The organism is Rubrivivax soli, from assembly GCF_049810355.1.
In the GTDB taxonomy this organism is placed as follows: domain Bacteria; phylum Pseudomonadota; class Gammaproteobacteria; order Burkholderiales; family Burkholderiaceae_C; genus Rubrivivax.
In genome coordinates, this window is sequence record NZ_CP187368.1 from 2,903,871 (window position 1) to 2,926,351 (window position 22,481).

A 22,481-nucleotide genomic window follows, 5' to 3' on the forward strand; every position below is an offset into this window, starting at 1 on the left:
CCTGACCGGTGGCTGTCTCCATAATGGCGCGATGAGCCCCACGTCGGTCCACCCGACCGCAGTCGAAGCGCGCCGCAAGGCACGGCGTGCCTGGACGCTGCTGCACCAGGACGCGAAGTCGTCCATCGCCCTGGCCGAGGCCGCGCTGGCCGCGGCCGGCGGCGACGACGTCGCGCGTGCCGCGGCACTGCTCGCACGCGGCTTCCACCGCCTGTACTTCGCCACCCCGGCCGAGGCCGCGGCCGACCTCGAGGCCGCGCACGGCCTGTTCGTCGCGCGCGGCGACCGCGCCGGGCAGATCCTGGCCGGCGCGGGCCTGGCGCGCTCGATGTGGCGCAGCGGGCGCTTCCGCGAGGCGCTGGAACGCGTGCTGCCGCTGCGCGACGAAGGCCTGAAGGTGCTGCGCGGCGACCAGCGCGGCGTGCTGCTGAACACCATCGCCGGCGGCTACTCGGCGCAGGGCCGCAGCGACCGCGCCTTTGCCTACATGTACGAGGCGCTGCGCGACGCACGCCCGGCGCGCGGGCACGGCTTCGACACCGTGCTCCACTGCAACATCTCGCACGAGCTGCTGCAGCTCGGCGACTGCCACGAGGCGCTGCGCCACGTCGACAGCGGCCTGCAGCGCTGCCAGCGCATCCAGAACATGCGGCTGCTCAGCGTGCTGCTGATAAACCGTGTCCTGTCGCTGACCGACCTGGACCGCCCCGCCGAAGCCCTGCCCGACGTGCAGCGCGTGCTGGCCATGCCCGCCGACGCCGACGGCCGCGGCCCGATGGCCACGCACTTCGAGACCCTGGCGATCGCGGCGCTGCGCGCCGGCGAGGTGGCACTGGGGGCCTCGCTGGTGGCGCAGGCGCACGCGGCGCTGCACGCGCCGATCCCCGACGAACACGTGGAGATGGCGGTGGCCGACGCCCTGCTGTCGCTGGCGCGCGGCAACGCCGAGGCGGCGCTGACCGGCCTGCAGGCCGCGCGGCCCTTCGTGGAGCCGCCCGCCGAGGCGCTGAGCCTGCGCGCGCAGGGCCTGTACCTGCAGACCTTGTCGGACGTGCACGAGGCGCGCGGCGACGCCGCGGCCGCGCTGCAGGCGATGCGGCGCTGGCAGCAGGTGCAGCGCCAGCGCGCCGAGATGGCCTCGCAGGCGCGCTACCAGGCCGCGGCGCTGCAGACCGAGCTGCTGCGGCTGCAGCACCGCATCGAGGAACAGGACGCCCGCCGGCGCGAGGTGGAGGCGATGAACGAGCAGCTCTCGCGCCGCGTGGCCGAGGTGCAGGCGCTGCAGGCCGCGCTGCGCCAGCAGGCCACGCGCGACGAGCTCACGGGCCTGTTCAACCGCCGCCACCTCAACGAGACGCTGCCGGCCATGCTCGCGCTGGCACGGCGCGACGGGCAGCCGCTGGCGGTGGCCATCATCGACCTCGACCACTTCAAGGCCGTCAACGACGGCCACGGCCACGGCGCCGGTGACCTGCTGCTGGCCGCCTTCGGCCGGCTGCTGGGCGAGAACTCGCGCAGGAGCGACGTCGCCTGCCGCTACGGCGGCGAGGAGTTCTGCTTGCTGATGCCGCGCACCGATGCCGCGGCCGCGCGGCGCAAGGTGGCGGCGCTGCTGCGGCGCTGGCGCGGCGAGCGGTTCGCGGTGGACGGCGCGGTGCTCGAAGGCCTGTCGTTCTCGGCAGGCGTGGCCGACTCGCAGCGCTGCCCGGGCTCGGTGGCGCAGTTGCTGAAGGCCGCCGACGACGAACTGCTGGCCGCCAAGCGCCAGGGCCGCGCGCGCGTGCGCGCCGCCGAGGCCGTGCCCGCCTGACCGGACGTCACCGTGCTGCGCGAGGCGCACGCTCTGGAGATAATGGTGAATGGAAACATCGACGTTCATCGCCCCCGCCCGCTTCGACGACCCCGCCGCCGCCCTGGCCCAGGTGCGTCACATCTACGACACCAGCATCGGCCACCTGCGTGAGCAGATGCACCGCTTCGTCGGCGGGCACGACCTCGGCGCCCACGTGCGCGCCTGCTACCCGTTCGTGCGGGTGCAGACCACCACCGTCGCCCGCGCCGACTCGCGGCTGAGCTACGGCTTCGTCAGCGGGCCCGGCGTCTACGACACCACGCTCACGCGCCCGGACCTGTTCGCCAGCTACTACCTCGAGCAATTCGACCTGCTGATCAAGAACCACGGCGTGACGCTCGAAGTGGGCACCAGCGCGCAGCCGATCCCGGTGCACTTCTCGTTCGCCGAGCACGACCACATCGAGGGCTCGATGAGCCCCGAGCGCCGGCTGCTGATGCGCGACGTCTTCGACCTGCCCGACCTGGGCGCGATGGACGACGGCATCGCCAACGGCACGCACGAGCCGCGGCCCGGCGAGGCGCAGCCGCTGTCGCTGTTCACCGCGCCGCGCGTGGACTACTCGCTGCACCGCCTGCGCCACTACACCGGCACCGCGCCCGAGCACTTCCAGAACTTCGTGCTGTTCACGAACTACCAGTTCTACATCGACGAGTTCATCAAGCTCGGACACGCGCTGATGGCCGATCCGGCCAGCGACTACGTCGCCTTCGTCGAGCCCGGCAACGTCGTGACACGCCGCGCGGGCCTGCCGGCGGAGCCCGGCGACGAGTTCGGCCGCGCACCGCCGCGGCTGCCGCAGATGCCGGCCTACCACCTGGTGCGCGCGGGCAGCGGCGGCATCACGATGGTCAACATCGGCGTCGGTCCGGCCAACGCCAAGACCATCACCGACCACATCGCGGTGCTGCGCCCGCACGCCTGGCTGATGCTCGGCCACTGCGCCGGACTGCGCAACACGCAGCAGCTGGGCGACTACGTGCTGGCGCACGGCTACGTGCGCGAGGACCACGTGCTCGACGAGGACCTGCCGCTGTGGGTGCCGATCCCGCCGCTGGCCGAGGTGCAGCTGGCGCTGGAGCAGGCGGTGGCCGACGTGACGCAGCTCAGCGGCTACGAGCTGAAGAAGATCATGCGCACGGGCACCGTGGCCAGCACCGACAACCGCAACTGGGAACTGCTGCCGCAGCGCACGCCCGAGCGCCGGTTCTCGCAGTCGCGCGCGGTGGCGCTGGACATGGAAAGCGCCACCATCGCCGCCAACGGCTTCCGCTTCCGCGTGCCCTACGGCACCTTGCTCTGCGTCAGCGACAAGCCCCTGCACGGCGAGATCAAATTGCCCGGCATGGCCAACACCTTCTACCGCGAGCGCGTCGACCAGCACCTGCGCATCGGCATGCGCGCGGTGGAACTGCTGCGCCAGGAGCGCCCGGGCCGGCTGCACAGCCGCAAGCTGCGCAGCTTCGCCGAGGTGGCCTTCCAGTAGCCTTTCTTTACGCGCGGCGCACAGAGCCGCCGGACACACCCGGGTACAAACCCGGTGTGCAAGCAACATCTCGTTTCGCCCCGCCGACGCCTCGCGGAGCGGCGCGCCTGGCGCTGCTCGCGCTGGCGCTGCTGGCCGGCGGCTGCGCCTCGCTGCAGCAGGCCCCGGCCGCGGCGCCGGCCGACCCGACGCCGTCGGCCTGGACCGGCGCGGCCGTGCCCGCCACGACGCCCAGCGACCTGGCCGCCTGGTGGTCGCAGTTCGGCGACCCGCAGATGGCGCCGCTGGTGCAGGCAGCGCTGCAGCAGCAGACCGACATCACCACGGCACAGGCCAGGCTGCGCCAGGCGCGCGCCGCCCGTGCACTGGCCGGCGCGCAGCTCGCACCCACGATGAACGCCAGCGGCTCGGCGCAGGCCAGCGCCAACGAGGGCAGCCCGCGCACGCAGCGCTGGAGCGCGGGCCTCGACGCCGGCTGGGAGGCCGACCTGTGGGGCGCCGGTGCCGCCGGCGTGCGCGCCGCCGACGCCACGCTGGCCGCGAGCGCGCTCACGCTGGCGCACACGCGCGTCAGCGTCGCCGCCGAGGTGGCACTGACGCTGCTGGAACTGCGCGGCACGCAGGCGCGCACGGCGATTGCCGAACGCAACCTCGCCAGCCAGCAGCAGACACTGCAGATCGTGCAGTGGCGCCACGAGGCCGGTCTGGTGACGCAGCTCGACGTGGCCCAGGCGCGCACCGCCGTCGAACAGACCCGCGCCCAGCTGCCTGCCTTGGCCGGCAGCGCCGCGCAGTCCATGCACGCGCTGGCCGTGCTGACCGGGCAGGCCCCGGGCGCGCTGCAGGCCCAGCTGGCCACGCCGGTGCCGCTGCCGGCCGCGCCGCCGGCGCTGGCGCTGGCCATCCCCGCCGAAGTGCTGCGCCAGCGCCCCGACGTGCAGGCCGCCGAACGCCGGCTGCAGGCCGCCGCCGCGCGGGTGGACGAAGCCGATGCGGCGCGCCTGCCCAGCCTGTCGCTCAGCGGCTCGATCGGGCTGAACGCGCTGCGCCTGAGCGCGCTGGGCAGCGGCGCCGGCGCGGCGTCGCTGCTGGCCGGCGTGAACCTGCCGCTGTTCGACGGCGGCCGGCTGCGCGCCCAGGTGCAGAGCCAGGAAGCCGCGCGCGACGAAGCCGCCGTGGCCTGGCGCGCCACCGTGCTGGCCGCGCTGCAGGAAGTGGAAGACGCGCTCGTCGGCCTGCGCGCCGCCCGCGAGCAGCTCGCCGCGCAGCAGGCCGCCGCGGCCTCGGCGCAGACCGCGGCCACGCTGGCCGATCAGCGCTACCGCAGCGGCCTCGTCGACTTCACCAGCGTGCTGCAGAGCCAGCGCACGCTGCTGTCGGCCGAGGACAGCGTCGCCGGCACCAGCACCGCGCTGGCCACCGCCCACGTGCGCCTGGTGAAGGCGCTGGGCGGCGGCTGGAACCCCGACGAACCCACCGACACATCCACCAACACCCCGCGATGAACACGCCCGCCGACCCACCGCAAGACGCCGCCCTGCAGGCCTTGCTCGGCCCCGCCGGACAACCCCGCCCGTGGTGGCGCCGCCGCAGCGTGTGGGCCGCCGCGGTGCTGCTCGCAGCAGGTGGCGCCGGCACGTGGTGGTGGCTGGGCCAGCGCGAGGCCGCCGCCGCGCCGCAGTACCAGACGCAGACCGTGGCCCGCGGCGCGCTGACCGTCACCGTCACCGCCAGCGGCACGCTGCAGCCGACGACGCAGGTGGCCATCGGCAGCGAGCTCTCGGGCACGGTCGCGCGGGTCTACGTCGACGTCAACGACCGCGTGAAGAAGGGCCAGGTGCTGGTGGCGCTGGACGACGCGCGGTTGCGCGACCAGGTCACCGGCTCGCGCGCCGCGCTCGCGGCAACGCAGGCCGCGCTGGCACAGGCCCGTGCCAGCGCCGTGGAGGCACGCGACACGCTGGCGCGGCTGCGCGACGTGTTCCAGCGCAGCGGCGGCCAGGTGCCGTCGGGCAGCGAGATGGCGGCCGCCGAAGCCGCGGCAGCACGCGGCGAGGCCAACGTCGCCAGCGCCGAAGCCAACGTCGCGCAGGCCCGCGCCACGCTCAGCAGCAACGAGACCAACCTGGCGAAGGCGACGATCCGATCGCCGATCGACGGCGTCGTGCTCTCGCGTTCGGTCGAACCCGGCAACGCGGTGGCGGCGTCGCTGCAGGCGGTGACGCTGTTCACGCTGGCCGAGGACCTGGCGAAGATGAAGCTGCAGGTCAACGTCGACGAAGCCGACGTCGGCCAGGTGAAGACCGGCCAGAGCGCCAGCTTCACCGTCAGCGCCTACCCGACGCGGCGCTACCCGGCGCAGATCGTGCGCGTGGGCTTCGGCTCCACCACCAAGGACAACGTCGTCACCTACCTGTCGGACCTCAGCGTCAACAACGACGACCTCTCGTTGCGCCCCGGCATGACCGCCACCGCCACCATCACCACCGTGCAGCGCCAGGACACGCTGCTGGTGCCCAACGCCGCGCTGCGCTACACGCCGGGCACCGGCGCGGCAGCGTCAGCGCCGAAGAGCGGCAACATCGTGTCGAGCATGATCCCGCGCCCGCCCGGCGGCACGCGCACACGCAGCGCCGGCACCGACACCGCGCGGGTGCGGCAGGTCTGGGTGCTGGACGCCGGCCCGGGCGCCGTGCCGCGCGCGGTGGCGGTGACGCCTGGCGTCAGCGACGGCCGCATGACCGAGGTCACCAGCGCCGAACTGCAGCCCGGCATGGCCGTCGTCGTCGGCCAGAGCGCAGGCGGCAAGCCGTGAGTGCAGCGACCGCCTCGGCGCCGGCGGCGCCGCTGATCCGCCTGCGCGGCGTCACGCGGGTCTACGGCCAGGGCTCGGCCGAGGTGCAGGCGCTGCGCGGCGTGGACCTCGACATCGCCGACGGCGAGTTCGTCGCCATCATGGGCCCCAGCGGCTCGGGCAAGTCCACCGCGATGAACATCCTGGGCTGCCTCGACACGCCCAGCGCCGGTGCCTACCTGTTCCGCGGTGTGGCCGTGCAGCGCCTCGACCGCGACCAGCGCGCGCTGCTGCGCCGGGCGCACCTGGGTTTCGTGTTCCAGGGCTTCAACCTGCTGCCGCGCACCAGCGCGCTGGAGAACGTCGAGCTGCCGCTGCTGTACCGCGGTGAAGCCAAGGGTGCGCGCCGCGCCGCAGCGCTGGCCGCGCTGGCGGCCGTGGGCCTGGCCGGCCGCGAGAGCCACACGCCGGCCGAGCTGTCGGGCGGGCAGCAGCAGCGTGTGGCCATCGCCCGGGCGCTGGTCACCAACCCCACCGTGCTGCTGGCCGACGAGCCCACGGGCAACCTCGACACGCAGCGCGGCCGCGAGATCATGGAGCTGCTGGCGGCGCTGAACCGCGACCGCGGCATCACCGTGCTGATGGTCACGCACGAGCCCGACATGGCGGCCTACGCGCACCGCGTGGTGCGCTTCGTCGACGGCCTGATCGAGAGCGACCACCTGCAGACAGCCGTGCCGCCCGCAGCACGCGGCGCGAAGGAGCCCGCCTGATGTGGTGGAACACGCTGGGCCTGGCGCTGCGCGAGATCCGCCGCAACCTGCTGCGCTCGTTCCTCACCATCCTGGGCATCGTGATCGGGGTGGCCGCCGTCATCACGATGGTCACCGTGGGCCGGGGCGCGACGCAGGCGGTGTCCGACCAGATCACCAGCCTGGGCACCAACCTGCTGATGGTGCGCCCGGGCCAGCGCATGGGCCCGGGCCGCGACAGCGCGGGCTCGCCGCCGTTCCGCCAGGCCGACGCCGAGGCCATCGCACTGCAGGTGGCCGGCGTGCGGGCCGTGGCCCCGCAGGCCGCCACCGGCGCGGTGGCGGTGTTCGGCGCGCGCAACTGGTCGACCGTGGTCTACGGCAGCACCAACGCCTACTTCACCACCAACAACTGGACGCTGGCCGCGGGCCGCCTGTTCGAAGAGACCGAACTGCGCGCGGGTGCCGCCGTCTGCGTGGTGGGCGCCACCGTGCGGCGCGAGCTCTTCGGCACGCAGGACCCGGTGGGCGCGCGGCTGCGCCTGCGCAACATCAGCTGCGAGGTGGTGGGCCTGCTGCAGAGCAAAGGCCAGGCGGCGATGGGCAACGACCAGGACGACGTGGTCGTGATGCCGATCGCCACCGTGCAGCGGCGCCTGACCGGCAACCTGAACGTGGGCACGCTGCTGGTGTCGATGGACGACGGCGTCGACACCGAGCGCGTGAAGGCCGACCTGGCGCGGCTGCTGCGCGAGCGCCGCAAGCTCGCCGAGAGCGACGAGAACAACTTCAACGTGCTCGACACCAAGCAGCTGGCCGAGACGCTGTCGAGCACGACGCAGGTGATGACGATGCTGCTGGGCGCGGTGGCCGCGGTCAGCCTGCTGGTGGGCGGCATCGGCATCATGAACATCATGCTGGTCAGCGTCACCGAGCGCACGCGCGAGATCGGCATCCGGCTGGCCATCGGCGCGCTCGGGCACGAGGTGCTGCTGCAGTTCCTGATCGAGGCCGTGGTGCTGGCGGCGCTGGGCGGGCTCGTCGGCATCGTCATCGCCACCGCGGCATCGCTGGCGCTGACCAGCGTGATGGGCGTGCCCTACGTGTTCGATCCCGGCATCAATCTGCTGTCGTTCGCGTTCGCGGCCGCCATCGGCGTGGTCTTCGGCTACTTCCCGGCCCGGCGCGCGGCGCGGCTGGACCCGATCGAGGCGCTGCGGCACGAGTGAGCGGCGCGAGTGCGCCGCAAGGGCGCGCCGCTCAGCGCGCCGCCAGCAGCGGCCGCAGCGCCCACAGCCCCAGCAGCGGCCCCAGCGCCAGCCCCGGCAGCACCCAGGCCAGCGGCCACTGCCCGGCCAGCGCCACGAAGAGCTGGATGCTGGCGATGCTGATGGCAAAGCCCACGCTGTTGGCGAGCGTCAGCACGCTGCCCACCAGCGCCGGCGGCGCGTTGGCCGCGGTCAGCGCCGAGAACTGCGGCGAGTCGCCCGAGACCGTGGTGCCCCACAGCAGCAACCAGCCGTAGAACAGCGGCGCCGGCGCCACCAGCATCAGCGGCGCGGCCAGGCAGCACAGGCCGCTGGTGGCCAGCTGCACCGCGGCCACACGCGCGCTGCCATGCTGGCGCACCAGCCAGCCGCCCGCGGCGCAGCCCACGGCGCCCGCGCCCAGCACGCAGAAGGCCGTCCACGACAGCGCCGGCCCGGCCAGGCGCGTGGCCAGCACCAGCGGCACCAGCACCCACATCGTGTACAGCTCCCACATGTGGCCGAAGTAGCCCAGCACCGAGCCGCGCACGCGGCGGTCGCGCGCCGCCGTCCAGAGCGCGCGCAGCGGCGCGATGCCGGCATGCGCCGGGCGCCGCGGCGGCTCGGGCACGGCCAGGAACAGCAGCACGCCGGCCGCGGCCGAGGCCAGCGCCACGCCCTGGAACACCAGCGTCCAGGAACTGTCGGCGGCCAGCGCGCGCAGCGCGTGCGGGCTGGCACTGCCCAGCACCAGCGCGGCGATCAGCAGGCCCAGCGCCGCGCCCAGCCCGCGCGGGAACCACAGCGCCGCGATCTTCATGCCCACCGGGTAGATGCCGGCCAGGCACACGCCGGTCAGCACCCGCCAGAACAGCAGCGCCGGGTAGGACGCCGCCATCGCCATGCCGGCCAGCGTGCAGCCGGCGCCGGCCAGCGCGGCCACCAGGAACACCCGCCGCGCCGAGAAGCGGTCGGTGATGCCCGAGAGCGCGAACACCAGCGCCCCGGCGATGAAACCCAGCTGCACCGCCGAGGTCAGCGCACCCACTGCCTCCACCGGCCAGCCGAAGGCGCGCTGCAGGTCGGGCATCACGGCGTTGACCGCGAACCACGGCGCGGTGCCGGCCAGCTGGGCCAGCACGAGGACCGGCAACAGGCGCCGGGGGGCGAGGGCGGCAGCGGGGGCGTCAGGGGTGGGAGGCATCGGACGCCGCACCTTAGCCCAGCCGCGCCGCGGCAGCGCCCCGGGGCGCGCCCGGTTGTGCAGGCCGGCGCGATCCCTTAATCTGCCTCACGCCCTCCCCCGCCCCGCTGCGTTACGTTGCCCGCACCGGCACACGTTGAAGGAGAACCGGCATGCCAAGCCCAGCCCCGGGTGCCCTCGCGGGCACCACCTCGATCCGGACCCTGGCGCTGGTGGGCGCCTCGGCCGGCGGCAAGACCAGCCTCGCCGAGGCCCTGCTGCACCGGGCCGGCATGTTCGGCGCGGCAGGCAGCGTGGAGCGCGGCAGCACCGTCAGCGACCACGACGCGCTGGAGCGCCGCATGGGGCACTCGCTGCAGTCCAGCGTGCTGCACCTGCACCACGCCGGCACGCGCATCCACCTGATCGACACGCCCGGCGGCGCCGACTTCCTCGGCCAGAGCCTGCCGGCGCTGGAGGCGGTGGAGACGGCGGCCGTCGTGATCAACGCCGCCACCGGCATCGAGCCGATGGCCGTGCGCATGATGGACCAGGCCGCGGCGCGGCACCTCGACCGGCTCGTCATCGTGAACAAGATCGACGCCCCGGGCGTGGACCTGCCCGCGCTGCTGGCGCAGATCCAGGCCACGTTCGGGCGCGAGTGCCTGCCGGTGAACCTGCCCGACGCCGGCGCCAGCCAGGTCGTCGACTGCTTCTTCAACCGCGACGGCCACAGCGACTTCGGCAGCGTCGATGCCGCGCACCGCGCGCTGGTGGAGCAGGTGGTCGAGGTCGACGGCGACCTGGTCGAGCGCTACCTGAACGACGGCGACGTCGACCCGCGAGCGCTGCATGCACCGCTGGAGCAGGCGCTGCGCGAAGGGCACCTGATCCCGGTGTGCTTCGTCTCGGCGCGCAGCGGTGCCGGCGTCGCCGAGCTGCTGGACATCGTCGTGCAGCTGCTGCCCAACCCCCAGGAGGCCAACCCGCCCGACTTCCTGCGCGGCGAAGGCGCCGCGGCCGAACCGATGCACGCGGTGCCCGACCCGGCGCAGCACGTGCTGGCGCACGTGTTCAAGATCACGGTGGACCCCTACGTGGGCAAGATGGGGGTGTTCCGCGTGCACCAGGGCACGGTGCGGCAGAACGGCCTGCTCTACGTGGGCGACGGCCGCAAGCCCTTCAAGGTGGCGCACCTGTACCTGCTGCAGGGCAAGGACCACGTCGAGGTGGCGCAGGCCGTGCCCGGCGACATCGTCGCGGTGGCGAAGATCGACGAGCTGCACTTCGACGCCGTGCTGCACGACGCCGCCGAGGACGACCACATCCACCTCGCGCCGCTGGACCTGCCGGTGCCGGTGCACGGCCTGGCCATCGGCCCGAAGCGCCACGGCGACGAGCAGCGGCTGTGGGAGATCCTGGCCAAGCTGGTCGACGAGGACCCGTGCCTGCGCGTCGAGCACGTGGGCGCCACCAACGAGACCGTGGTCTACGGCCTGGGCGAGCTGCACCTGCGGGTGCTGCTGGAGCGCATGCGCGAGACCTACAAGTTCGAGGTGCAGACCGCGCCGCCGCGCATCGCCTACCGCGAGACGGTCACGGCACCCGCCGAAGGCCACCACCGGCACAAGAAGCAGACCGGCGGGGCCGGCCAGTTCGGCGAGGTCTTCCTGCGCATCGAGCCGCTGCCGCGCGGCGGCGGCTTCGAGTTCGTCGATGCCGTCAAGGGCGGCACCATCCCGGGCCAGTTCATTCCCGCGGTCGAGAAGGGCGTGCGCGAGGTGCTGGCCAGCGGCGCCATCGCTGGCTACCCGGTGGTGGACGTGCGCGTGGTCGTGCACGACGGCAAGCACCACAGCGTGGACAGCAAGGAGATCGCCTTCGTCACGGCCGGCCGCAAGGCCTTCCTGACGGCGATGCGCGAGGCGCGGCCGATCGTGCTGGAGCCCATCGTGCACGTGGAGATCACCGCCCCCGACGGCGCCATGGGCGACATCACCGGCGACCTCTCGGCGCGCCGCGGGCTCGTCAGCGGCACCGCCAACGGCGCGGCCGGGCAGATGATCGTGCGCGGCCAGGTGCCGATGTCGGAGCTGGCGAGCTACCAGTCGCGGCTGAACGCGATGACCAGCGGCCAGGGCCGCTACACCATCGAGCTCTCGCACTACGAGGCGGTGCCGCCGTCGGTGCAGGCGCAGCTGGTGGGCGAACACCAGGTGCGCGACGACGACTGACGCACTGCCCGCGCGGGCGCCGGGGCACCCGCGCCTGCGTGCTTCAGCGCTTCAGCGCGCCCGCCGCCGCGGGCCAGGCCTGCACCACCGGCGCGCGACGCTGGGCCTGGGCCCGTCGCGCCGCGGCGCTGCCGACGGTGCGCAGCTCGGCCGGCACCGGCGCCACCACCAGGTGCTGGTTGCCGGCCAGGAACAGCGTGTGGCCGTCGGGCGCCGTCGTCATGCGCGGCCGCGTCAGCGGGCACAGCACGTAGTCGTAGCGGCGGCACGAGGGGAAGTGCTGCAGCTCGAACATGCCCACCACCGGCAGCTGGCTGGTGACGGGGTCGCTGGTGCTGCTGTCGTACACGTAGATGCGCGGCAGCAGCGTCGTGGGGCCGTCGGCCGGCACGTTGTCGGCCAGCGCCAGCGCGTAGACGCGGCGGCCGTCGGGCGAGAGGATGCTGTGCAGGATGCTCCAGCCGGTCTCGATGCCCGTGCCCAGGCGGCCGACGAGGCCGAAGCTGCGGTCGCGCACCTCGTAGCTGTCCATCAGCACGCGGCTGCCGTCGTCGCTGAAGCTCACTTCGTACGTGAAGGTGAGCCCGACACCGTTGTCGGCGAGCAGGCCGCTGCTGGTGTCGTACACCAGCGCCGGCGGCGACGGCGAGATGCTGCCGCTCTGCACCACCAGCATGCGGCTGCCGTCGCGGGGCATCATCGTCCAGGGCCCGCCGTAGAACGAGGTGCTCAGGCCGGGCTGGCTCGGGCGCGGCTGCAGCGTGCGCGTGGCATGGTCGAAGTAGCCCAGCTCGTTCCAGCCGGTGCTGCCCAGCGGCAGCCAGGAGCGGCCGTCGCTGGTGGTGGAGATGCCGTGGCCCACATACGTGAGGTTGCGCGCCAGCCCGTCGGGCACCGCCAGCGTGAAGGTGGTGGCCAGCGTGGCGGGGTCCAGCAGGCGCAGCGTGCCGGGCGTGGCGCTGACCAGCAGCGCACTGCCGTCGGGGGACAGGCCGGCGTCCAGGATGGCCGGCACCGACGTGGCGTCGAGCACCCAGCTGCTGCCGTCGAAGCGGAAGCGGTTGAGCGCCTCGTTCTCGACGTTGACGGCGTAGACGCTGCGGCGCTGCGCGTCGTAGACCACTGCGCGCTTGATGCCGCCGGTGGGCACGGCGGCGTAGGCGAAGGTCTGCGGCGCCACCACCTGCAGCGTGGCGCCGCCCAGGGCTTCGCCCAGCGCGTTGGTGGTGATGATGCGGGCGCTGCCGGCGGCGGCGGGCGCCACGTCCAGGCGCAGTTCGGTGTCGCTCACCCGCGTGGCCGTGCCGGCGCCGATGCCGGCGGCCTGCAGCCGCGCGCCCAGGTTGGCGATGCCGTCGAAGCCGCGCCCGCGCACCTGCAGCGTGGTCGTGCGGCCGCTGACCACGAGGTAGGGCCCGAGGTGCTGCACCTCGGGCAGGCGCTTGTCGATGCGCACCGAGCTCGTCACCGGACTCACGTGCGCCAGCCCGGAGCGGATGGTGATGGTGGCCGTGGCGTCGCTGAAGTTGGCCATGGCGGCGACGGCGGCCGCGTCGACCCGCCAGGCGAGGTTCTGGCCGGTGCTGCCGCTGGCCTGCGTGAGCTGCAGCCAGGGTTCGCTGCTGGTGGCGGTCCAGGTCTGCGGCGCGCCGCCCGCGGCGTCCACAGGGATGCTGCCCTGCAGCGCGGTGGCGGCGGTCTCGGCGGTCAGCACGACGTCGCGCGGGGCCGGCGCCACCAGTCCCGGGCCGACGGTCAGCGCCACCGGGATGCGCAGCGGCGTGGCCGGCTGCGGCGGCGTCAGCACCAGCGCGGCCGTGTAGCTGCCCTGCGGCAGCGCTGCCGTGGCGGCATTGGCCTGCACGTCCACCGCGCTGCTGCGCGGCGTGACCTGCAGCCAGCCGGTGGGGCCGCCGCCGTAGTCGACGGTGACGGTGGGCAGCACGCTGCCGGGCGCCCAGCTCGGCGGCGTCAGCGCCAGGGTCTGCACCGCGCTGCTGGCGTTCTCGGACGTGGCGAAGGTCAGGTTGTCGGCCGAAGCCGCGAAGTCGGTCTCGCCGCCCGGCGGCAGGTCCACGCTGTAGCTCACAGGCACCAGGGCCGTCTCGCTGCCCGACGTCAGCTCCAGCGTGGTGCTGTAGGTCCCGGCGCGCCAGGGCTTGAAGCTCAGGGGCACCTCGCCGGCAGCGAAGGTGCCGATCTCGAGCCAGGGCGCGGGGTTGGTCACACGCGCCGTGACGGTGCTGGCCCCCGTGGGCAGCTGCACCTGCACGCGGGCGCTGGTGCCGGTGCCGCCGACGACGAACTGGTCGACGCGCTGCGGCGCCACCTGCAGGCTGGCGACCACCACCACCGTGTAGCCCACCGCGATGGGCGTGCCGCCGATCTTGTTGTTGCAGGCGCTGTCCGAGCAGGCCGACAGCAGCACGCGGCCGGTGTAGGTGCCGGGGGTCAGGTCCAGCCGCGGCAGGAAGTTGAAGACCGCCTGGTTGCCGCTGATGCCCGTGGGGATCACCGGGTCGATGCCCTGGCCCTCGACCACGGCGCCCACGAACAGCGTGCTGGGCAGCGTGCCGGTGGCCGTGGCCGTGATCTGCTGCGTCTCGGGCCGGATGCCCTGGGTCATGTCGAAGCGCAGGCTGCTGCGGTCGAGCGTGACGCGGAAATCGGACCCGCCGCCGCCGCCCCCACCGCCCCCGCACGCGGCCAGCACGGCCACCAGCGCAACGGCACCAACGCGGGCAGCCACGCATGCGGCCGCCCGGACCGCCCCCCTCAGCATGTGTTCGAACATCGTCGTTCTCGTCGGGGCGCGGCACCCCCTCGGCACCGCCATCCCTGCCCCGCATCGCTCTCTGGGCGCGCAGTCTAGCGGCGCCACGGCGCACATCGCCCCTCCAGACGCGGGGCTGTGTGGAAAGTCCCTACACTCGCGGCCGTCGAGAGGGGAGTAGCCGGCCACGCCAGTGGCCGCGGCATCCCGTCAATACGGAACCACGGCCGCCAGGCCCGCCGGTTCCCGGGACCGCACGGGCCACCACGGCCCGCGCAAGACCTTTCGGCGCGAGCACCTCAACCTCTATCTCTGGGAGTGTCCATGGACACCATCGCGCCGACCTGGCTGTGGGTCTTCTTCATCGCGTCCGTGCTGGTCGCGCTCTTCGTCGACTTCGTCGTGCTGCGCAAGCAGGGCGCGCACAGCGTCTCCGTGAAGGAGGCGCTGAACTGGTCGATCGTCTGGGTGATGCTCAGCTTCGCCTTCAACGCGCTGTTCTGGTGGGCGGTGAAGCAGGAGCACGGCGAGGCCGTGGCCACCGCGCGCAGCCTGGAGTTCCTGACCGGCTACCTCATCGAGAAGAGCCTGGCGGTGGACAACATCTTCGTCTTCCTGATGATCTTCACGTACTTCGCGGTGCCGCCGGAGTTCCAGAAGCGCGTGCTGATGATCGGCATCGTCGGCGCCATCGTGCTGCGCACGGTGATGATCCTGGTCGGCTCGTGGCTGATCGCCGAGTTCCACTGGGTGCTGTACCTGTTCGGCGCCTTCCTGGTCGTCACCGGCATCAAGATGTGGTGGGCCGCGGGCCAGGAACCCGACCTCGAGAGCAACCCGGCGCTGAAGCTGCTGCGCCGCGTGATGCCCGTCAGCAAGCACTTCGACGGCGAGAAGTTCTTCACCGTCGAGAACGGGAAGAAGCTGGCGACGCCCCTGCTGCTGGTGATCGCGCTGGTGGGCCTGACCGACGTGATCTTCGCGGTCGACTCGATCCCGGCGATCTTCGCCATCACCTCCGACCCGTTCATCGTGCTCACCTCCAACGTGTTCGCGATCCTGGGCCTGCGCGCGATGTACTTCCTGCTCGCCGCGGTGGCCGCCAAGTTCCACCTGCTCAGCTACGGCCTGGCGGTGGTGCTGGTGTTCATCGGCACCAAGATGCTGCTGATCGACGTCTTCAAGATCCCGGTGGCGATCTCGCTGGGCGTGGTGGTGGCCGTGCTGGGCATCACGATGGTGTGGAGCGTGAAGACGGCGCCCCGCATCCGCAGCAAGGCGGCAGACACGCCGGCGCATTGAGCAGGCGGCCGGCGGCGGCCGGCTCCGCCCCGTTCCCGAGCCTCGAGGGCCCCGCACAGCGGGGCCTTTTTCATGCCCGCGCAGCCAACGCACGCGGTGTCGACCACGTCTCTGAGAAGCAACACACAAATACGAATCGTTCCTATTCGTGCTACATTCATTGGATGTCCTCGAGCCCGTCCTGGCGCGCCGCGCCAGCCCGCACCGCCCGTCCCTGGCTCAGCCTGGTGGTCTTTGCCGGCCACGGGCTGCTGCTCTGGGGGCTGCTGCAGCTGGACGCCATCGCCGACGTCGTGCGCCAGGCCGCGCCGTTGATGGTGCAGATCGTCAGCAGCCCCGAGCGCCCGCCCGAGCCGGCGCCGCCGCTGCGGGTGCTGCCGCCCAGCCCGGCACTGCCGCAGGTGGTGGTGACGGTGCCGGTGCCCGAGGTGCAGGTGCAGCGCGAGGAGCCCGCGCCCACCATCACCGTGCAGGCCGTCACCGCCCCGCCCGCGCCGGCAGCGGCACAGACCGTGGCCGTGGCAGCCCCCCCGGCGCCGCCGCCGCCGCCGGCGCCACTGCAGGTGCCGGCGAGCGCGCTGCGCTACCTGGTCGAGCCCCCGGTGGAGGTGCCGCGTGTCTCGCGCCGGCTGCGCGAGACCGGCACCGTGCTGCTGCGCGTCGTGGTCGACACGCGCGGCCTGCCGCGCAGCGTGCTGCTGCAGCAGTCCTCCGGCTTCGACCGCCTCGACCAGCAGGCGCTGGGCGCCATGCGCCAGGCCCGATTCATCCCCTGCACCCACGGTGGCAAGCCCGTGGAGTGCGAGTCCACCGCCGCCCTCGAATACACCCTGGAGAACTGACCCATGACCCACAAGCTGACCAGCCTGGGAGCGCTTGCCGCGGGCTTCGGCATCGCCGGTGCTGCCCTGGCACAGACCACCGCGCCGGCCCCGGCCGCCGCGGCGTCCGCCCCCGAGAACACCCTGCCCGTCGTGCGCGCCAGGGCACAGGCCGAGCCGGCTGGCAAGGACTCGCTGCAGGTGACCACCACCCGCATCGGCAAGGGCACGCAGGACCTGCGCGACATCCCGCAGTCGGTCACCGTCGTCACCGAGCGCATGCTCGACGACCGCAACCTCGACGAGTTCCGCGACGTGCTGCGCAACATCTCCGGCGTCAGCTTCCTGGCCGGCGAGACCGGCGAGGAAGACATCCGCCTGCGCGGCTTCTCGCTGGCCCAGGCCGGCGACATCTACGTCGACGGCCTGCGCGACGTGGCGATGATCGAGCGCGACGCGTTCAACAACGACCGCATCGAGGTGCTGAAGGGCTCGGCCTCGATGCTGTTCGGCCGCGGCTCCACCGGCGGCGTCGTCAACCAGGTCAACAAGCAGCCGTTCGGGCTGACGCAGCACGTGGTGTCGCTGTCGCTGGGCACCGGCAACGACAAGCGCGCCACCGGCGACTTCAACTTCCGCACCGGCGAGAACGCCGCGCTGCGCGTGAACGCGATGGTGCAGCGGGCCGACAACGACGGCGCCGAAGTCTCCAAGCAGGGCATCGCGCCGACGTTCCGCTGGGGCATCGGCACCAGCGACGAGTTCTCGGTGGGCCTGTACCACCTCGACTACGACAACGTGCCGAACTACAACCACCCGTGGTTCGTGGTCGACGGCCAGCTCAAGACCACGCTGCCGGCGAAGAACTACTACGGCCTGGCCAGCGACCACCTGAAGGGCTCGGCCACGCACGGCACCTTGACGCACGTGCACCGCTTCGGCGACTTCGGCGGCCGCGCCGAGCTGCGCACCACGCTGCGCCACGGTCGCTACGAACGCGACCTGTGGGCCAGCGTCATCCGCTTCGGCACCACCGACGGCGCGCCGACCACCATCGACAACCTGGGGCCGCAGACCATCGTCACGCGCACGCCCAAGGGCCGCATCAGCGAAAGCGACATCACGCAGCTGCAGAGCGACTTCAGCGGCCGCTTCACCTGGGGCGGGCTGCGCCACGAGATCATCACCGGCATCGACGTCGTCGACGAAGACGCGAAGCGCAACAACAACTTCGCCGGCGCCGCCAGCGGCCTGAACACCACGGTGGGCACGCCCAACGATGGCGCCAGCCGCGACGACACCCGCGGCACGCCGCTGTTCAACACCTTCGACGCCCGCTCGATCGGCCTGTACCTGCAGGACACGGTGGCACTGACCGACACCTTCAAGCTGCTCGGCGGCCTGCGCTACGACCGTTTCTCGGCCAGCTACACCACGCAGACCACCACCAGCGGCGCCGGCGTCGTGACGCCGGGCTACTCCTTCGAGCGCGACGACAGCCTGTGGAGCCCGCGCCTGGGCGTGCTGTTCCAGCCCGACGAGCGGAGCAGCTACTACGCCTCGGTCGGGACCTCGTACAACGTGGCCGGCGACACCTACCAGTTCTCGCCCGGCTCGCCCAGCCTGCGCGTGGCCAACACGCCGGCCGAGAAGAGCCGCAACATCGAGCTCGGCGGCAAGTGGGAACTGCTGGCCAACCGGCTGTCGCTGACGGCCGCGCTGTTCCGCACCGAGAAGTACAACGAACGCAACACGGACCCCGACACCGCGGCCACGCAGGAGCTGCTGTCCGGCAAGCGCCACGCCAGCGGCATCGAGCTCAACGTCGCCGGCCGACTGAGCGCTGCCTGGGAAGCCTGGGTCAACTACACCTGGATCCCCGAGGCCCGCATCGACAGCAGCAACGTGGCGCTGAACGCCACCGGCACCGGCGCGCAGGTGCAGGGCGACCGCCCGGGCCTGACGCCGCGCCACAGCGGCAGCGTGTGGACCACGTACCAGCTCACGCCCGCCTGGCGCGTGGGGGCCGGACTCAACATGCGCAGCGCGCAGAACCCCGAAGGCGCGCGCCACGTCACCGCCGAGCGCTTCACGACGGCCGACCTGATGGTCGAGACACGACTGGCGGAAGGCACCACGCTGCAGCTGAATGTGAAGAACCTGACCGATGAGCTCTACGCCGACATGCTGTACCGCGGCTTCTACACGCCCGGCGAGGCCCGCTCGGCGCAGCTGACGCTGAAGACGACGTTCTGACCATGCTGCTGCATCTGCAACAGGTGCTGACGCCGGACGAACTGCGCGCCGCGCGTGCGCAGCTCGACGGCGCCGACTGGGTGGACGGCCAGGCCACGGCCGGCACGCAGTCGGTGGCGGTGAAGAACAACCAGCAGCTGCCGAGCAAGGGCACGGCGTCGCAGGCGCTGCGCGAGCTGGTGCTGGGCGCGCTGCACCGGCACGCGGTGTTCTTCTCGGCCGCGCTGCCGAAGAAGATCCTGCCGCCGCTGTTCAACCGCTACGCCGCGCCAGGCGAACACTATGGCGCCCATGTCGACGGCGCGGTGCTGCACGGCGGCGGACTGCGGGTGCGCGCCGACCTCAGCTGCACGCTGTTCCTCGCCGAGCCCGACGACTACGACGGCGGCACGCTGGTCGTGCAGCACCTGTACGGCAGCGAACGCGTGAAGCTGCCCGCCGGCGACGCCCTGCTCTACAGCAGCGGCAGCCTGCACGAGGTCGAGCCCGTGACACGCGGTGCGCGCCTGGCCAGCTTCTTCTGGATCGAGAGCATGGTGCGCGACGAAACCCAGCGCCGGCTGCTCTTCGACATGGACATGGCGCTGATGCGGCTGCGTGCGCGCGACGGCGAGAGCGCCGAAGCGGTGGCACTGACCGGCACGTACCACAACCTGCTGCGGCTGTGGGCCGACACCTGAGGGCGGCTTCGGCCGCCCGCCGCCCGGCCCGTCACTTCGGCTTCGCCGCCGCGCGCATCTGCTCCAGCTGCTGCAGCCAGGCCGTCCAGTCCACCGGACCGCTGTCGAAGCGCTTCTGCAGGTTGGCCAGCACGTTGCCCCAGGCGCGGTCGAAGTAGGCATAGGCCTGGTCCCACTGGCCGCCGTCGCCCCAGCCCACGTGGTGCAGGCGCACGCGCGTGGACGTGTCGGTCACGGGCTCGAAGCGCAGGATGACCACGGTGCGCTGCTGCCGCGCCTCGGGCAGGTGCGGCGGCGCGTTCCACTCGAACGACAGCAGCTGCTTCGGCTGCACCGCCAGCACGCGCATGTCGTCGGCGCCCTTCATGCCGGGCGCGCCGCCCGGGTCGATGTAGATCTCGAACGGGCCGCCGGGCCGGGCCTCGACACGTGCGTCGGGCGCGAAGAAGCTGACGATGCCTTCGCGCGTGGTCCAGGCCTGCCAGGCCTGGTCGAGCGTGGCGTTGACGACCACGCTCTTGTCCAGCGCGCGTTCGGCCGCGTGGACTGGCACGGCCAGGGCCAGCGCCGCGGCCAGCGCGGCCGTGTTTCTCGCGATCGGGCATTGCGGATGCATCGGCGTCTCCTCGGTCAGCGCATCGCCAGCGGCGTCTTGCGCCGCGGCGGCGGGAACAGGCGGTCCATCTGCGCCAGCGTGTCGGCGTCCAGGGCCAGCGTGGCCGCGGCCAGGTTGTCGCGCAGGTGGTCCGCGCGCCCGGCCTTGGGGATCGCCATCACGCCGGGCTGGCGCAGCACCCAGGCCAGCGCCAGCTGGGCGGGGGTCCAGCCGCAGCGCGCCGCCAGCGCCTGCAGGCCGGCGTCGGTGGCGAGCGCGCCCTGGTCGATCGGGCTGTAGGCCATCAGCGGCATGCCCAGCGCCTGCTGCCGCGGCAGCAGCGCCACTTCCACGCCGCGCTCGGCGGGCGCGTAGTAGACCTGGTTCGCGGCGCACGCGTCGCCCCCGGGCACGGCCGCCAACTCGGCCAGATCGTCGACGTCGAAGTTGCTGACGCCCCAGTGCCGCACCCGGCCGCGCTGCTGCAGCGCCTGCAGGCCGCGCACGGTCTCGGCCAGCGGCACGCTGCCGCGCCAGTGCAGCAGGTACAGGTCGATGTGGTCGAGCTGCAGGCGGCGCAGGCTGCGCTCGCAGGCCGCCTGCACGCCGGCCGCGCTGGCGTTGTGCGGATAGACCTTGCTGACGATCTGCACCTGCGACCGCTGCAGGCCGCCGCGCACCGCGGCGGCCAGCGCCTCGCCGAGCACCTGCTCGGCCCCGCCATCACCGTACATCTCGGCGGTGTCGAAGAGGCGGTAGCCCATGTCGAGCGCGCTGCGCAGCAGGGCCACGTCGTGCACGCGCCGGGCGCCGTCCTCGCCGTAGCGCCAGGTTCCGAGGCCCAGCGCCGGCCAGACCTCGCCGCCGGGCAGCGTGACGTGAGACGCAGAGCGTGACGACATGCCGCGCATGGTAGGCCCGAAATCGGCAAGGCGCACGGACTGGTCAACGCGGATTTATCATTGCGGCCGATGCCCAACAGCCCTGTCGACCTCGCCCAGGTGCGCCTGGACAACGCCCTGGCGCTGTTCGAGGAGTTCGTGCGCCAGACCGCACGCCATGCCGATGCCGCCACGCTGCGGGGCCTGGAGCGCCGCTTTGCCGAGCGCGTGCAGATCCAGCCCAGCTACTGGAGCCAGATCAAGAGCCGCTCACGCCAGATCGGCGAACGCCTCGCGCGCCAGTTCGAGCACCTGTGCCACAAGCCGCGCGGCTGGATGGACCTGCCGCACGACGGCAGCGTGCCTGGCGCCGAAGCAGCGGCCGCGGCGCTGCGCCCGGAGCCACCGGCCGACGACAACGCCCCGCGCGACGACGACGAGAAGTTCATCGTCGGCCTCGTGCTCACCTACTACCGCCGCCACCCGCAGCGCGCCCGCACGCGGCTGCTCGACCTGCTGGGCGAGGTGCTGACGCCGCAGCCGCCGGCGCCGGCCCCCGTGCCGGCACGCGGCCCAGGAAGCCCACCCGGCACGGGCGCATCCGCGCGACCCACCGCCGACGAGGCGCTGGACCTGTGGCGCCGCACGCAGACCGGCGTCGCGCCGCTGAAGCGCAAGAAGTAGCCCGGTCCGCCACGCAGCGGCGCCCCCGGGTTTGTCCTCCCTATCTCTGGGGAGCAAGCCGGCTTGCCTTCTGATAACCAAGTCTTTATCATCTGCGCAAGCGTGTCGTGAAGCCTTGGTCTGCCGCAGACCCCGGCCGAACGGCACACCGATCAACCCAACCGACCACGCCATGTTCCCTCGCCTGCTTCTGAACACCCTGCCCAGCCGCCCCGCGGCAGCCGCAGGCGTTCGGCGCATGCAAGCCGGCGCAGTCGTGCGTTTCCATGGTGCCCCGCCCGGGGCGCCGGTGACCGGTTAGCCCCTCGGCAACGAGGTGGCCACCCCACCGAGGCCCGGGTTGCACCAGCAACCCGGGCCTTTTGCTTTGTTCCGGCCCGTCTTTCCCGTCCCCGCCTGTCGAAGGAGCCCTGACATGAAGTTCGCCATCAAGACCCTCAAGCCCAGAAACCCGCTGGTGGCCGCCAGCCGCATGCGCCGTGCCGGTGTGCACCGCGGCGGCTCCGCCCGCCAGCAAGCCGGGCGCGCGCTGCGCCTGGAACTCGAACGACTGCGACCCAGCCCCTGAAACCCAGGCGGACCCGACGGCCACGCGCCCGGCGTCCGCAGGAGACCCACCATGATGTTGCGAGACGACCTCGCTTTCGGCGCCCTGCCCTATGAACACGGGCGCGCCCGCCTCCTGGCAGCGATGCTGCTGCACGGCGTGAGCATGCTGCTCGGCCAGCTGGCGATGCGCCTGCTGCCGGCTGCACGCGCACCCGCCGGCGAACCGGTGCTCGAGTTCTACGCCCAGGCCGGCGCACCCGAAGGTGCGCTGTACGTGGACGGCAAGCTCGTCGGCCACCTCGACGGCGTGAGCCGCCTGTGAGCGCACCGTGCTGAACGGCTGGCTCCTGCCACCCCCGCAGCGTCTCGGCGTCGCGGGGGTGACAGCCGCC

At 72.8% G+C, this 22,481-nt stretch carries 18 protein-coding genes; 14 read left to right on the forward strand and 4 right to left on the reverse strand.

The annotated features are described in order from the left end of the window. Positions 1-31: 31 nt before the first annotated feature. The 6 genes from ACPOLB_RS13145 to ACPOLB_RS13170 are packed head-to-tail and all read left to right on the forward strand — an operon-like array spanning position 32 to position 8,113. The gene (locus tag ACPOLB_RS13145) at positions 32-1,810 is read left to right on the forward strand and encodes a diguanylate cyclase (protein WP_425261817.1); all 1,779 of its coding nucleotides are present in this window, start codon (positions 32-34) and stop codon (positions 1,808-1,810) included. 49 nt (positions 1,811-1,859) lie between these two features. Continuing rightward, complete coding sequence (locus ACPOLB_RS13150; RefSeq protein ID WP_425261818.1) at positions 1,860-3,338, forward strand: AMP nucleosidase; 1,479 nt, start codon at positions 1,860-1,862, stop codon at positions 3,336-3,338. A gap of 56 nt (positions 3,339-3,394) precedes the next feature. After that, the gene (locus tag ACPOLB_RS13155) at positions 3,395-4,843 is read left to right on the forward strand and encodes an efflux transporter outer membrane subunit (RefSeq protein ID WP_425261819.1); all 1,449 of its coding nucleotides are present in this window, start codon (positions 3,395-3,397) and stop codon (positions 4,841-4,843) included. Further along, entirely contained in the window at positions 4,840-6,153 is a 1,314-nt protein-coding gene (locus tag ACPOLB_RS13160) for an efflux RND transporter periplasmic adaptor subunit (protein ID WP_425261820.1), read from the forward strand. The genes ACPOLB_RS13155 and ACPOLB_RS13160 overlap by 4 nt, the downstream gene beginning before the upstream one ends. Continuing rightward, positions 6,150-6,905, forward strand: a complete 756-nt coding sequence (locus ACPOLB_RS13165) for an ABC transporter ATP-binding protein (RefSeq protein ID WP_425261821.1) — start codon at positions 6,150-6,152, stop codon at positions 6,903-6,905. Before ACPOLB_RS13160 ends, ACPOLB_RS13165 begins: the two co-directional genes overlap by 4 nt. Then, positions 6,905-8,113 (forward strand): ABC transporter permease, encoded by a 1,209-nt coding sequence (locus ACPOLB_RS13170; RefSeq protein ID WP_425261822.1) that lies wholly within the window; start codon positions 6,905-6,907, stop codon positions 8,111-8,113. The genes ACPOLB_RS13165 and ACPOLB_RS13170 overlap by 1 nt, the downstream gene beginning before the upstream one ends. A gap of 31 nt (positions 8,114-8,144) precedes the next feature. Here ACPOLB_RS13170 and ACPOLB_RS13175 read toward each other — a convergent pair whose 3' ends face one another. Beyond that, positions 8,145-9,335, reverse strand: coding sequence for an MFS transporter (locus tag ACPOLB_RS13175; RefSeq protein WP_425261823.1), 1,191 nt, complete (start codon positions 9,333-9,335; stop codon positions 8,145-8,147). A gap of 152 nt (positions 9,336-9,487) precedes the next feature. Here ACPOLB_RS13175 and fusA point away from each other — a divergent pair, with 152 nt between their 5' ends. Beyond that, positions 9,488-11,548: an elongation factor G gene (fusA, locus tag ACPOLB_RS13180; protein WP_425261824.1), complete on the forward strand. Its 2,061-nt coding sequence runs from the start codon at positions 9,488-9,490 to the stop codon at positions 11,546-11,548. Positions 11,549-11,591: 43 nt separating this feature from the next. On the opposite strand, the gene ACPOLB_RS13185 is transcribed toward fusA, so the two are convergent. Next, positions 11,592-14,297 carry a hypothetical protein gene (locus ACPOLB_RS13185; protein ID WP_425261825.1) on the reverse strand — a complete coding sequence of 902 codons (2,706 nt, stop codon included), beginning with the start codon at positions 14,295-14,297 and terminating at the stop codon, positions 11,592-11,594. A gap of 348 nt (positions 14,298-14,645) precedes the next feature. Here ACPOLB_RS13185 and ACPOLB_RS13190 point away from each other — a divergent pair, with 348 nt between their 5' ends. The 4 genes from ACPOLB_RS13190 (at position 14,646) to ACPOLB_RS13205 (ending at position 19,380) form a co-directional block, all read left to right on the forward strand. Beyond that, the gene (locus tag ACPOLB_RS13190; protein WP_425261826.1) at positions 14,646-15,623 is read left to right on the forward strand and encodes a TerC family protein; all 978 of its coding nucleotides are present in this window, start codon (positions 14,646-14,648) and stop codon (positions 15,621-15,623) included. A 164-nt stretch (positions 15,624-15,787) separates the two neighbouring features. Further along, positions 15,788-16,465, forward strand: a complete 678-nt coding sequence (locus ACPOLB_RS13195) for an energy transducer TonB (RefSeq protein ID WP_425261827.1) — start codon at positions 15,788-15,790, stop codon at positions 16,463-16,465. 3 nt (positions 16,466-16,468) lie between these two features. Next, the gene (locus tag ACPOLB_RS13200; RefSeq protein ID WP_425261828.1) at positions 16,469-18,700 is read left to right on the forward strand and encodes a TonB-dependent receptor; all 2,232 of its coding nucleotides are present in this window, start codon (positions 16,469-16,471) and stop codon (positions 18,698-18,700) included. Positions 18,701-18,702: 2 nt separating this feature from the next. Beyond that, positions 18,703-19,380 carry a Fe2+-dependent dioxygenase gene (locus tag ACPOLB_RS13205; RefSeq protein WP_425261829.1) on the forward strand — a complete coding sequence of 226 codons (678 nt, stop codon included), beginning with the start codon at positions 18,703-18,705 and terminating at the stop codon, positions 19,378-19,380. 31 nt (positions 19,381-19,411) lie between these two features. Here the strand turns inward: ACPOLB_RS13205 and ACPOLB_RS13210 are convergent, their stop codons facing one another. Then, positions 19,412-19,996, reverse strand: coding sequence for an SRPBCC family protein (locus ACPOLB_RS13210; protein WP_425261830.1), 585 nt, complete (start codon positions 19,994-19,996; stop codon positions 19,412-19,414). 14 nt (positions 19,997-20,010) lie between these two features. Continuing rightward, positions 20,011-20,877, reverse strand: a complete 867-nt coding sequence (locus ACPOLB_RS13215) for an aldo/keto reductase (RefSeq protein WP_425261831.1) — start codon at positions 20,875-20,877, stop codon at positions 20,011-20,013. Between the two features lie 69 nt (positions 20,878-20,946). On the opposite strand from ACPOLB_RS13215, the gene ACPOLB_RS13220 reads away from it, so the two are divergent. The 3 genes from ACPOLB_RS13220 to ACPOLB_RS13230 all read left to right on the forward strand — a co-directional run bounded on the left by ACPOLB_RS13220 (position 20,947) and on the right by ACPOLB_RS13230 (position 22,411). Next, a complete protein-coding gene (locus ACPOLB_RS13220) occupies positions 20,947-21,540 on the forward strand; it encodes a hypothetical protein (RefSeq protein ID WP_425261832.1) in 594 nt (197 codons plus the stop codon). 415 nt (positions 21,541-21,955) lie between these two features. Then, complete coding sequence (locus ACPOLB_RS13225; RefSeq protein ID WP_425261833.1) at positions 21,956-22,108, forward strand: hypothetical protein; 153 nt, start codon at positions 21,956-21,958, stop codon at positions 22,106-22,108. Positions 22,109-22,159: 51 nt separating this feature from the next. After that, positions 22,160-22,411, forward strand: coding sequence for a hypothetical protein (locus ACPOLB_RS13230; protein ID WP_425261834.1), 252 nt, complete (start codon positions 22,160-22,162; stop codon positions 22,409-22,411). The last annotated feature ends 70 nt before the right edge of the window (positions 22,412-22,481 follow it).